The organism is Enterococcus olivae (assembly GCF_053760925.1).
In genome coordinates, this window is the sequence record NZ_JBSMVT010000004.1 from 68647 (window position 1) to 81349 (window position 12703).

The window sequence follows — 12703 nt, forward strand, 5'->3', positions numbered from 1 at the left end:
AAAACAAATGACATTGAAAAAAGTGAACAAACGAATGAAAATTTGTCCACTTTTTTATTTTTTGGATCTGATAACGATGATTTCGATACTATTTTTTAAAAATTTTCTTCTGAACCATTGTTTCAAACGCCTCTGTTGTTTTTGATAGGTGTAAGGTAGTAAACCGAAAAAAATCTTTCGCAAAAAAGGAATTCGTTTGACCTCTCTGCGTACACCGTACATCAAGATCGCTGTCACCCCACCAGCAAAGCCACTGTTATACAGATTGATTCCGTCATGTAGAATATTCAACTGTCTAGACACTGCGGGAAAGAGCATCCCTGAAAGAAAGCCCAAAAGTATCCCGTATTTTTTAGTAAAAGGTGCCATCGTACTAACGAACAAGACCGCAATCAACCGCTCCGAGACTCCCGCATCGGGAAAAAATAAAACATAAGAAAGCATCACACCTAAAGCGGGTGCGAGGTATTGTCCAAAGTGATAATAATACATACTAAAGCCAGTAAAAATCAAAATCGTTCCAGCGACTGGACCATTGAGCTGTCCATGAAACAGCTCCACGATTCCCAGTCCAATAAAACCATAGATTGAAAACTTGAAGATCCTTGACGTATCCCGCAAAGCAAAGCGTTGATGGATGCAAGTCACTACGAGTTTGTGACGTTGGACCGAAACAAAATGATACTTGAAAAAAATATAGATCCCGTATAATCCGGCAGCGGCAAACAGAGCTAACAGTAGATAAAAGATCTCTTTATCGTGCTGAACCTCACTGCGAACCCAAGGAACTGGAACACCCAACAGCTTTGTGACTACAATGTTGACGGCTATACTGAGGACTCCTGCAGCAAAACCCATATTGTACAAATTCAGCCCTCGAGTAAAATTTTGAACTTTTTTGAATACTGGCACAATCGTATAGCCAATCAAAAAGCCCAGCAACAAGGCGATTCCTTTCATCTGCCAGTCATCCGAATAAAAGAAGACGAGGCTCACTGCTGGAGCAAGTGCTGTTCCCAGCATACCTGCTGCGATATCCGTTTGAGAATCGTCCCCCTTTTGCTTCAGATAAACAGACAGTCCGATAAAAATGGGGGCTGCGTTGAATAAATTTTTTCCCCAAAAAGAATAGCCTGCCAGTAACATGACCGTCAATACTGTATTGGGTGAAAAATAATGTTCGTGCCTTCTTAGCATAAACAAACTAAGGAAGGTCAAAATACCACTGTTCAATAACGTTGCTCCCAGACCACCCAACTCTATATAATCCGTCGTCAAATTACTTGGTGAGACGATGATCGCCTCAAGTCCTTGCCAGATTTCTGAGATCGAATCGATTAAAAAAGCTGAGATTGTTAAAAAAAGCGCAAACAATTGTAAGAAACGATAAACCAGATCGGGACATAAACGACTGTGCGTATGGACCATTTTGTCACCTACTCTCTTGCTCTTACCTCTATTTTAATATAGTTTTGCGCTAGATTGAACACTATTTTACATAATATTGATCACCAGTCTTTGGTAGCTGCTGAAAGTCGTTGCTTTACTCCTTTAGCCAAGATTGGCGGAAGCTGTCGAAATTGAACCTCTTTTCCTAGAAACAATAGCCAGTTGATCATCTCCTCAACCTCTGATCCCTGATTTACGTCAACAACTGTTTCCAAACGCGCCGTCAGTTGATAAGGACTCGTATAAGCCAGTGTTTCTTTGAATGGATCGTTTTCTCCTAAACAGTGTCATTTTTTGACATGGTTTTCTTTTAGTATAAACGTAGAAACAAAAAACAACAAAAGATAAGAAAGAAGGAATTTCTCATGTCAACATACACTTTAGAAGAAAAAGAAGCATTCACCGTTTTAGGATTTGGCACAGATTTGAAAAGCGACTACACTGACTACATGGGTATCACTAAAGAAAAGAAAGACTTCTGGACACAAGCCTCAGAAGACGGTACTTTAGAGAAATTACAGAATCTTGCTGACAACGACTATTTGTTTGCAGTAAACGAAGCAGTCAATAATAAAATGATGTATTATATGGACGTCTTGACAGAACAAACCTTGCCAGAAGCAACTCGTGTGATCCAGTTCCCTAAAAGTACCTATGTTGTGGTCAAAGCCGAAGCAGCTGATCCTGAAGAATTGAAAAATACCTTAACAGGGATTGCTTTCGGACAAGCACTCATGGAGATCGAAGACTACCAGTATGTCGGCGGACCAAATACAACCGTTGAAATGGGGACGCGTGATGGTCAGTATTTCGGTGAAATGTGGATTCCTGTCGTACCAAAATAACTTCAAAAAAAAGCACGTTTGCGTAAACAAACGTGCTTTTGGTTATATTAGATCTTGTAGTTGTCGATCAGTAAAATCATCAATCACAAAATCGACCAGTCCAGTTTTTTGTAACGATTCATGGTTATCCTCTGTAGCAACAGCAATGATTTGTTTTGCTTGAGCGTTAGCTGCTCCCTGCAGTCCGATAAATGAATCTTCAAAAACGACCATTTCCTTTGGATCTGCGTCAATATTCAACGCTGCCTGTACATAATAGTCTGGTGCTGGTTTGCTTGCTAGGCTGCCATCATTGAAGACGACTTTTTCCAGATCGAACCAGCGGTGCAGCTGAAACAATTCAAAGTAAAAATCAACATTGCTTTTTGGTGAGGCAGTAGCGATATTCATCGGAATCCCCTTTACTTTTAGGTGATCAAAAAAGTCGGTCGCTCCTGCTATCAACTCAATCTTTTCTTCCTGTAAAAGTAATTTTCGATAAACAGCTTCTTTTTGTTCAGAATATCGATGGCCTTCTTCTTTAGTCAGCTTTTTCTCTAACAAATTTTCCATGGTCAAATGATTGGAACATCCATGGATTTGGTGGAATTCTTCTTCTGCTAGCTCTCTTTGCAGTATCCCTTGAAGAAATTGCCGCCAGGCGCGTTCATGGATTGGCGTGTCACTGAATAAGGTGCCATTGAAATCAAAAATAATCGATTGCATTGTTTCTCCTCGCTTCCTGTTTTGTTGACAATCTTTCTTTTATTTTACCTTATTCATCCACACTTGCCTACATGTAATACGCTAATTCCTTTTTCAGTTCTTCTTTGACACGGACACCGCTCAAACGATCCACCAAACGACCATCTAGAAAAATCAGCATCGTTGGAATACTTTGGATGCCAAATTGAGCAGACAATTCCGGTTCTTCATCAACGTTCACTTTGCTGATCTGAATGGATGGCAGCTCTTTTTCTAATTCGTCTAATATCGGTTCCTGCATACGACAAGGTCCACACCAGACTGCCCAAAAATCAATCAAATGAAGTCCTTCTTTTACTGTTTCTTCAAAATTTTGTTTTGTTAACTGTTTCATTTGGATCTTTCCTTTCTTTTCTTTAAACTAAAATCCCCCGCCAAGCGGAAGTTCCCCCCATAATATTGACTACCTGATATCCTTGCGAGCTAAGAAATTCGCAAGCCCTCGCTGAACGAGAACCTGCCTGACAAATAATATAGTGCTCCTGAGCTTTGTCTACAGTCAGTTTTGCTCCTGCCAACCTGCTCAATGGTTCATTAATTGCACCCGGCACATGCCCCATTTGGTATTCATGGACTTCGCGAACATCAATGACTGAAAGATTCTCTCGTTTGATTCGTTGCTCAAATTCATCGATACCGATTGATTTATACATACTTGATTTCCTCCGGTCTGATTACTTGATAAAGAGAGAACGCCCCATCTAAATTTTTTGCTTTAAAACCTGCTTGTTTTAAAATTCTCTCGGCAATGTAGCTGCGCAAGCCACTATGACAGCTAATGATATACTCTTTTTCTGCATCCAATTCGGCTACATGATCACGCAACTCATTCAATGGAATATGGATCGCATCTGCAAATTGACCTTGTGCAACTTCAGCTGACGTACGAACGTCCAGTAATTTCTTTCCTTGTGCCAATTCTTTTGATAATTCATGCCATTGAACCGATTCACTCAATCCTTCTGCCAGATTCATTGCAGCATAGCCCAGCATGTTCACTGGATCCTTGGCTGAACCAAAAGGCGGTGCATAAGTAAATTCCAGTTCAGGCAAGTCAAAAATCGTCAGTTTCCCTTTGATTGCTGTCGCTAGACTGTCGATTCGTTTGTCGATTCCTTTTTCACCGACTCCCTGAGCTCCGTAGATTTCCCCTGTTTCTGCATTAAAAATCAGCTTTAACGTCATGTCTGTTGCTCCTGGAAAATAACCTGCATGATCTTTGCCAGTAATGTGTACAACCGTGACGGGAAAACCTGCAAGTTTCGCCATGCGCTCATTCAAACCTGTGGAAGCCGCTGACAAATCAAACACGCGAACGATTGCTGTCCCAATACTTCCTTGATTTTTCCTCGAAAGTCCGGCAATTACGTCTGCCACTTGTCTTCCCTGACGATTTGCTGGAGAAGCCAGAGAAATCAGCGCGTCTTCGCCGGTAATCTGCTGTTTGACGAGAATCGCGTCGCCTACCGCATAGATATCTTTTTCACTGGTCTTATAGGAACAGTCTACTAAAATTCCGCCACGCTGTCCTGTCTTCAGTCCGGCAGCAACAGCTAGCTGGTTCTCTGGCTGAACACCTACAGACAAGATGGTTAAATCGGAAGTCAGTACCTGTCCATCCTCCAAGACAATTTTTTTACCAGCTTCTTCAAAACGAATCGCTGACTGAGAAGTAATGACACGGACTCCCTGATTAGTCAGCTCTTTTTCGACAAAAGCTGCCATTTCCTCATCCAACGGCGGTAAAACTTGTGGTGCTTTTTCCACGATCGTTACAGCCAGCCCACGTTTCTTTAAATTTTCCGCCATTTCCAGACCGATAAAGCCTGCACCGATTACAACCGCCTGTTTTGTTTCTTCTGTGATTCCTGAAATCAGCCGATCCAGATCAGGAATGTTTCTCAAACTATAAACATTTTGCGCTTCCTGTAATCCTTTGATCGGCGGGACAAACGGTCTAGCCCCTGGAGACAAGATCAGTTTGTCATAGCTTTCAACAAATTCCTTTTCTTCTGTCCGAATCGTTACCGTGTGGTCTGCTGGCGAGATACTGATCACTTCATGAAACGGACGGACATCCAGATTGAACCGTGATCGTAATGCTTGCGGTGTCTGAACTACTAATTCATCACGCTCTGCTATTTCGCCAGAGACATGATAGGGCAGTCCGCAATTTGCAAAAGAGACAAATGGTCCTTTCTCTAGCACAACGATCTCTGCATCTTCCATCAATCTTCGCAAACGAGTAGCTGCAGACATCCCACCTGCTACGCCTCCTACAATGATTATTTTCATTTATTTCCCTCCTCTGATTTTTCCAGTCCATTGATTCATACCACCGCGAACATTGATCGCTTCATAACCTTTTTTCTTCAGCTGCTTTGCTGCCTGTCGACTTCTCATGCCGGACTGACAAATAACATAGACTTGTTTTTCTTTTAAACTGTAGCTGCTGATCTTGCTCAATGGCACATTTTTCGCAGTTGGAAGATGCCCACTGCGGTATTCAGATGGTGTCCGTACATCTAAGATGCTTATATTCTCGGATAATCGCTGGGAAAGCTCTGCTGTTGAGACAGACGGCACACTGTTAAAAATAAATCCAAACATTTCATACACTCCTTTAATATACCTTATGGGGTATATTAAACTATTGATTAATCCGTCTGTCAAGCTTTTTATCTTTTTCAAATCGGTTGACCTCTATACCCTCTTACGGTATATTCAAACCAAGAGCTTTGAGAAAGAAGGAAATCGCATGAAAGAACAACAGAAGAAAGTTATTCATCGCCTGCGACGAACAGAAGGGCAGATACGCGGGATTCAAAAAATGATTGAGGAAGAAAAAGAATGTGTGGATGTCATCACACAGCTCAGTGCTGTTCGTTCCAGTATTGATCGTGTCATGGGGATGATCGTTGCTGAAAACTTAAAAAACTGCTTTGTTGATCCTGAAGATGATCCTGAGAAACAGTCAAAAAAACTGGAACAGGCGATCAACATGATCATAAAAAAATAGTAAAACATTCCGACCAACCTGTCGATCAAACAGGTTGGCCGGGATGTTTTTTCAAAAAAACTGTTGAGTACTTCTTGAAGAACACGGTTTACTTGTTGTCCCCAGAAATAACTCGTGAAGCATAAAAGACAAGAATGATGTAAGCCATACTGAAAAAGAACAGTGCTGTCGCTTCCCGCAGACCTACCACTCTTACCGCTGTATAGGCAATCGCAGGTAGCGTCAGCAAAGAGGTACAGATCTTGAAGGCTTCTTTGTAATCATAGCCCGTATTCTTCAATGTACGATAGAAGAGATAGCTCATTATCCCTACCAAGAAAATCGCAGCAAGAATAAAAGGAATTGTCTTTAAATAAAGGGTAATGAACATCAAACTTCGCAAGGTTCCTTGGCTGTCATTCAAGACATCATACAAAAACGCATGAGAAGAGTATTGTGTCACATCCTGCAGCGTTTCATAGGGGAATGCACCGACATTACGGATCTGCAAATGATCCTCAGACATCGTGATCCCTGTATAAGCACTTTGCTGATTGATCTCCGCCACCGCAGGATTCTCTTGCAGCTGTGTATCAATCAGTTGGATTTTCGAATCTGCGGTCAAAGTTAAAAATTCATCTAGCTTAATCTGACTAAGATTGTAAAACAAGACGAGCATACTTAAACTTAAAATCAACAAGATCAAGTAAGAAATAAACTTTGACAATTTATCGTTGCGATAGTCTGCTGTTTTTTTGACATTCAGCTGCACACTATTTACGAATAAATCAATCATGCTTCAACTCCTTCGTGGATTCTCTGATAATCAGCTCCACTTCGACCTCTTTACAAATGTAGCTGGCTCTCTTCTGTTTATTGTTCATGATCTCCAAGAGCATTTCCACTGCCTTGGCACTAAGCTCTTCAGGATTTTGAGCAATCGTAGATAACGATGGTGTCAGATATTGAGAAATGACCATACCGTCATAGCCCAATACCCCCGTTTGATCGGGTACCTTGATCTGGAGTTTTTCCAATCCCTTGATCGCACCGACTGCCATATGGTCACTTGCACAAAAAATTGCCAGCTTCTCTTTCTGGACCATCGCCTGATTGTCAACGATTAGATCGATCGTATCCTCCAAGCTATAATTTCCATTAAGCGACGCGATAGAATCAAGCACTCCTTGATACTGCTGAGATGCTTCAGCAACGGCTTCTTTCCATTGATCTGTGACCCATGATTCCTCAGAACCGAAAATAAAGAGCAGGTTCCGATAACCACAGTCTACTAAATACTCAAAGCCCATCTTTGCTGCTTTCCGAATATTAGAAACAACAAAGCCAGAACTTTCATTATCAAGTCCCATATCGATAAAAACTGTTGGTACTTTAGAGTTTAACGCATCTTGACACAATTCATCGTCACGGTCAAACCCCTGTATGATAGCACCCGAAAGGTTACGCTCGGCAATCAGCTGTTTAAATGTTTTGTTTTTTTGTAGTTTTTCATTGTAATGGATCAAAACGATATCATAGCCTAAGGCATTGGCTTTTTCGATTGATCGAATAAACAGACTGAAGGTAAAATTGTCGATCAGCGGTGTCTTGGTTTGCGAGAAATGCGAAGTAATGAAACCGAATGTCTTAGAATCTTGGCTGACTAAACCTTTGGCCAACACATTGGGGGCATAGCCATGCTGGTCTGCAATATTCTGAATATGCTGACGTGTTTCCTCGTTCACATCACTATAGCCATTCAACGCTCTAGAGACGGTTGTGACCGAATAACCGGATAATTTTGCAATATCTTTTAACGTAATCATTTTGGGTGCACCTTCTTTACCTCTTGACTAGTAACTGATTTTTATCTATTGAATAGATTTTACCATTAATTACAAGACTTGGCACACTGCCTTTTAAGTTTTTAACCAGGATCGTGTCTGCTGTAACGGTGATTTCCAGTTTGGCACCACTGACGTTCACCGTATAAATGAGCTCTTCCCAAGCATCTGGAAGCCGTGGTTGAATTCGAATTTGACCTTCTTCGAGTGAGAATCCACCAAATCCTCGAACAACATTTTGCCAAACGCCACCCATAGAAGCCGAATGAATCCCCATATCAGAAGATTTCATGTTGTTTGCACCAAGATCGATGTCAAAGGAACGCTGGAATAGGTCATAGGCCAAATCGATTTTATCCAGCTGCAAGGCAAAGGTGCAATGTGTCGTAAGCGACAAGGAAGAATCATGCAGTGTCTTAGGATAATAATAATCCCAGTTTTTAAGCAAGAGCTCTTCACTAAATTGCTCAATGAACAGAGACAACAGTAGCAAAATATCTGCCTGCTTCGTGACCTGCATTTCGTTGACCTGCTCCAAATTGTAATCAAGAAAGATCGTATTGACTTCTTCATCTGCTAAGTAAGAAGTCAAATCTAGAATTTCTTTTTGTAGGTAGGTATCATCCTGTGGCACGATCCCTTGTTCATTTGCTACAGGCAGATAGAGCTTTTCAGCGACAGCTCTGATCTTCTCGATATCCTGTTGGTACGCCTTGTTTTTCTCCGTCCCGACATGCTCTTCAAAGGTTTTTAAGGCATGATCCAAATTGTATTTAGCTAGATAATTGGTGTACGCATTGTTGTCTACATGTTCCTTGTACTCATCCGGACCGATCACATCCAAAATCTCGTAGCGTTGCTTTGCTTCCTGCCAAGTAACTCGAGAGCACCAAAACTTCGCCGTCTCCATGATGACTTCAAACAACTGTTCCTCCAGCGCTTCATCCTGAGTGGCTTTTAAATATTCCAACGCCCCCTGAATCACATCTCCGGTCACATGATGTTCGATTTTCCCTGTCAATATCGGTGTTGCCTGACCAGTAACGACATCGATGTCCCCAAATTCCGGTGTCGTTTCTCCATCGGAAAGCCAAGCTGACTCCCAAGGATATTGCGCACCATCGTATCCATTCTTTTGTGCATTTTTCTTCGCCGCTTCCAAACCATTGACTCGGTACAGGATAAGATTTTTTGCCCATTCCGGATACATATAAATAAAATAAGGCAAGATAAAAATTTCTGTATCCCAGAAGGTATGCCCTTTATAGCCTTCGCCTGTCATTCCTTTAGCACCAATATTCATACGTGGATCATGGATCGGTGACATCGCATGAAGATGGTAACGTGAAAAATTCAACAGCAATGCATCGCGTATCGCTCCTTTGATCTGGACCTTGCCTTCCGTCCAGATTTTTTCCCAGGCTTGTTGATTTTTCTCAAACAATTCTTCATAGGTTTGCGAAGAAAGACGATCCAATTCTGTCAGCAAAGATTCCTTTAAATAGGTTTCTTTCTCATACGCCAGATCACGATCCGTCTTCACCAATGAACATTTAGTGAAGGTCGCCGTCTCTCCTTGCCCCAACTGAAATTGCTTGCGCTCATAAATCTGTCTGCGTGCCATTCTTGCTCGAGTTGTGTGTGCTACTGACAAGTGGTGACGACAGGCCACAGCAACCACCACATCTGATTCTGTCGTCTGCGTTTTGACATACAGATTTTTTTTATCAAAATAGCGTTTTTCGCCTTCTTCGAAATGCTGACTACCAGTATTGGTCACTGACCCGTCGATCCCAGATTCAATCACTACGTCGACTGTTTCTCCTAAATTTTCCAGTTCCAAATGCGTAGCAGTCAAATGCTTGTTGTCCATAGAGACAAACTTGCTAAAACAAAATCGCAAGCAGATGTTCTCATCCAAGCTCCAGATGAACGACCGCTTAGATTCACCGGTTCGATAATCAAACAGATGAACAAATTCCTCTGTTTTTCCCTGCAGCAAAGAGAAACGGTGCCCGTTGATCCAAAGAACGATCTTGCTGATATCTGGAAAAGCCGCCAGTTCAGTGACTTCGTCTTCAGAAAATTTGTTGAACATACCTGCTACAAAAAAATTCCTTTTTTCTAAAGGATAGACTTCTTCATGACTATTTCTGATTGTCAAATAACCATTGCCTAATGCCATGATCGATTCAAATTTCGCCAGATTGCTTTCGTCAAACTGATCACTGGAAATTTGCCAGTCGTTTCTATAATTTATTTTTTCCATCGTATCCTCCCTGCCATTTCTTGATTCTAATAAAGCCGCCGCTCGGTACCTCTATCGTACTGATGCGATCAATGATTGTTTTTCTGCTGTCGACGAACTCACCGAAGACATCAAAAATCGTTAGCTCGTACGTGACTGCTTCCTGTTTTTCATCCGAAAGTACCAATGAGTCATCCAGGGTGGCATTGATAATGTCTACTTCATCCGCCCGCATTCTATCCAAAGGTAACACGATATCCGATTGATATTTGGCAGTGATTTTCTTCGTTTCATCGCCTGCAATGATTAGATTGTAACGAGCGTGAGGATTCAGCGGTTGAAAGGCTTTTTCAAATAAAGTACTGAAATTCTCTTGCTGATAATTCATCCAAAAACGAAGCAGTTTTCGCTGTTGAGATGAAAGCTGTGTAAGATCCACTGAAAGCTGAATCACCCCAAACAGACAATGGAGCAGTTGAAAAGCAGTGTATGCCATCGTCTCTTCGCTATGGAAAAGGATCATGTCTGAATGGATCGCCGCTGTTGGACACAGCAAGCGCAGATTGGCAATACTGTAGCGGTTGCGATTCAGGTCATTTGGACAATCCTTTACTCGGATAATATTGGCCAGTTGATTCATCCACGGACCAAAATAATCCTCCCGGTATTCAAACAGAAAATCAGCTTTATAAGCGATGCATCGCTTTGTCAATTCCTGCAGTAATTCCTCGATCGCGTTCTCTAAAGACAAACCATCCATCGCCTCATTCCTGATCGGCTGGCTCTCTTTGAAGGCATCCACAAAGTCGATTTTTAGTCCATCCAAATTCAATTCCTCGATCAGATGCATCAGCTTCTCAATCAAATATTCGCGAACCTCTGGATATCTCGGGTCCAGAATTCCTGCCTGCTGGTACTCGTCATAGTACAAAAATTTCTGCTCAAATCGATGAAAAGCTGCCGTGTTTTTACCAATATATGGCAAGGTGATCCAAACGAGATAATTGATTCCTTCCTTTTGAAACTTCTGGATGTGATTCTTCATATCTGGAAATTTCTTTCGAGCGATCTCCCAGTCGCCAGCATAGGCGTACCTTCGATTGCTATCATCTGTTTGCCAGCCGTCATCCAGAATGATCGTCTTCAAATGATTTTCCTTAAAATATTCCTTCTGCTTCTCGATCGCCACTTGATTCAATGATTGATGGAAGCTGTACCAAGTAGAGTATACTGGCTGATAGGCTTTTTCATTGCGAGCCAGTGGTTCCAAATCATTGATCTGATACATCCATTGACGCGCTTCGGTGATCCCCTGATAGAATTCTTTTGTTTCCTCATCCGTATAAATGTACAATTGCCGCAGATCAAACAGCTGCGGAATGCGAAAAGTCAGATGAAGACAAGCCGTTTCCTCATGAACACCTACTAATGTTTCTACCTTGTATTTTGCTTCTGACAGTGCCACGACCCATTTATTTTGCCCTGCTTCATTCAAAAAAGAAAACAACGGCATCGAATAATTGATCTGTGTTTCCAATGGTGTACTCCATAGATTCGGCAAATGATCTTCTCCACCAGAGACGGGTGTCCAAAATCGAGAAATCTCGATCAACGGAAAAGAAAAGGTCACCGCCAAGGGTTCTCGATCATCTATCACGGTCAAATCATAAATTGTTTGTTCTGCTTGCTTTGTCTGTTGAATCTCTACATTAGAACTATTGATTAGAGTAAGATTGGTAAGCTTCGACATCTACTTATCACCGCCAATTTTCATGCCTTTCATGAAGTATTTATTTAGCACGATATACATGACAATGATCGGCGCGATCGTGACGACAGCGGCTGCCATAATATAATTCCACTGAGTGGCATGCTGAGACTGAAAGGACTGTAGACCTAATGTCAACGTATACTTATCCTGAGATGTCACATAAAGCAAAGGTTTCATAAAATCATTCCAAAATGCCAGAAAGACAAAGATTGCCTGTGTTCCGACCGAGGCCCGCGCCATTGGCATAACGATCCTGAAAAAGATCATAAAACGTCCCAAGCCATCGATTTCTGCTGCTTCTTCGATTTCTCTTGGAAATGAGATAAAGAACTGCCGCATCATAAAGATGTAAGAAAAGTTGATTGCTGAAGGAATGATCAAGGCCGAATACGTGTCCAGCAAACCTAATTGACGCATAATCAAATAGTTGGGAATCAACAAGATCTGTGCGGGTACCATGATACAGATCATCACGATCAGCAATAAGGGTTTACGCCCAGGAAAACGCAGCCTTGCCAATGCATAACCACACATACTGTTGAACACGACATTCAAAAAGGTCCCGATCGTAGCGATCACGATAGAATTCACGACCCATTTAGGAAACAACGGGTCCTGTGTAAAAATGTAACGGAAATTGTCCAGTGTCGGTTGTTCAGGAAGCAACTTCAATCCACCACCAACGATCTCGCTGTAGGGTTTGATCGAGGCAAAGGTTGCCCACAAGAAAGGATACACCGTGATCACTGCATAAACGATCAAAATACTGTATAAAATGACTTTGGAGAGTTTTATTTTTCTCAT

Annotated in this window: 13 protein-coding genes; 2 read left to right on the top strand and 11 right to left on the bottom strand. The window is 41.8% G+C overall.

All coding sequences use genetic code 11. The annotated features are described in order from the left end of the window. Window positions 1-54: 54 nt before the first annotated feature. Complete coding sequence (locus ACWODM_RS04560; RefSeq protein WP_455320193.1) at window positions 55-1428, bottom strand: DUF1576 domain-containing protein; 1374 nt, start codon at window positions 1426-1428, stop codon at window positions 55-57. 386 nt (window positions 1429-1814) lie between these two features. Here ACWODM_RS04560 and ACWODM_RS04565 point away from each other — a divergent pair, with 386 nt between their 5' ends. Continuing rightward, window positions 1815-2294 carry a GyrI-like domain-containing protein gene (locus ACWODM_RS04565; RefSeq protein WP_455320194.1) on the top strand — a complete coding sequence of 160 codons (480 nt, stop codon included), beginning with the start codon at window positions 1815-1817 and terminating at the stop codon, window positions 2292-2294. 42 nt (window positions 2295-2336) lie between these two features. Here the strand turns inward: ACWODM_RS04565 and ACWODM_RS04570 are convergent, their stop codons facing one another. The 5 genes from ACWODM_RS04570 to ACWODM_RS04590 all read right to left on the bottom strand — a co-directional run bounded on the left by ACWODM_RS04570 (window position 2337) and on the right by ACWODM_RS04590 (window position 5648). Then, the gene (locus tag ACWODM_RS04570) at window positions 2337-2999 is read right to left on the bottom strand and encodes an HAD family hydrolase (RefSeq protein ID WP_455320195.1); all 663 of its coding nucleotides are present in this window, start codon (window positions 2997-2999) and stop codon (window positions 2337-2339) included. A 67-nt stretch (window positions 3000-3066) separates the two neighbouring features. Then, window positions 3067-3372, bottom strand: coding sequence for a thioredoxin (gene trxA, locus ACWODM_RS04575; protein WP_455320196.1), 306 nt, complete (start codon window positions 3370-3372; stop codon window positions 3067-3069). A gap of 22 nt (window positions 3373-3394) precedes the next feature. After that, the gene (locus tag ACWODM_RS04580; RefSeq protein WP_455320197.1) at window positions 3395-3691 is read right to left on the bottom strand and encodes a rhodanese-like domain-containing protein; all 297 of its coding nucleotides are present in this window, start codon (window positions 3689-3691) and stop codon (window positions 3395-3397) included. Then, window positions 3684-5333 carry an FAD-dependent oxidoreductase gene (locus ACWODM_RS04585; RefSeq protein ID WP_455320198.1) on the bottom strand — a complete coding sequence of 550 codons (1650 nt, stop codon included), beginning with the start codon at window positions 5331-5333 and terminating at the stop codon, window positions 3684-3686. Before ACWODM_RS04585 ends, ACWODM_RS04580 begins: the two co-directional genes overlap by 8 nt. Beyond that, window positions 5334-5648 carry a rhodanese-like domain-containing protein gene (locus tag ACWODM_RS04590; protein WP_455320199.1) on the bottom strand — a complete coding sequence of 105 codons (315 nt, stop codon included), beginning with the start codon at window positions 5646-5648 and terminating at the stop codon, window positions 5334-5336. A 148-nt stretch (window positions 5649-5796) separates the two neighbouring features. Between ACWODM_RS04590 and ACWODM_RS04595 the strand changes: the two genes are divergently transcribed. Further along, window positions 5797-6057: a metal-sensitive transcriptional regulator gene (locus ACWODM_RS04595; RefSeq protein WP_455320200.1), complete on the top strand. Its 261-nt coding sequence runs from the start codon at window positions 5797-5799 to the stop codon at window positions 6055-6057. Between the two features lie 88 nt (window positions 6058-6145). Here the strand turns inward: ACWODM_RS04595 and ACWODM_RS04600 are convergent, their stop codons facing one another. Genes ACWODM_RS04600 through ACWODM_RS04620 form a run of 5 tightly spaced genes read right to left on the bottom strand, consistent with a single transcriptional unit; the run spans window position 6146 to window position 12703 of the window. Further along, window positions 6146-6832 (bottom strand): hypothetical protein, encoded by a 687-nt coding sequence (locus tag ACWODM_RS04600; protein ID WP_455320201.1) that lies wholly within the window; start codon window positions 6830-6832, stop codon window positions 6146-6148. Then, window positions 6825-7862, bottom strand: coding sequence for a LacI family DNA-binding transcriptional regulator (locus ACWODM_RS04605; RefSeq protein WP_455320202.1), 1038 nt, complete (start codon window positions 7860-7862; stop codon window positions 6825-6827). Before ACWODM_RS04605 ends, ACWODM_RS04600 begins: the two co-directional genes overlap by 8 nt. 16 nt (window positions 7863-7878) lie before the next feature. Then, window positions 7879-10149, bottom strand: a complete 2271-nt coding sequence (locus ACWODM_RS04610; RefSeq protein ID WP_455320203.1) for a glycoside hydrolase family 65 protein — start codon at window positions 10147-10149, stop codon at window positions 7879-7881. Further along, the gene (locus tag ACWODM_RS04615; protein ID WP_455320204.1) at window positions 10130-11878 is read right to left on the bottom strand and encodes a glycoside hydrolase family 36 protein; all 1749 of its coding nucleotides are present in this window, start codon (window positions 11876-11878) and stop codon (window positions 10130-10132) included. Before ACWODM_RS04615 ends, ACWODM_RS04610 begins: the two co-directional genes overlap by 20 nt. Continuing rightward, window positions 11879-12703 carry a carbohydrate ABC transporter permease gene (locus tag ACWODM_RS04620; protein ID WP_455320205.1) on the bottom strand — a complete coding sequence of 275 codons (825 nt, stop codon included), beginning with the start codon at window positions 12701-12703 and terminating at the stop codon, window positions 11879-11881.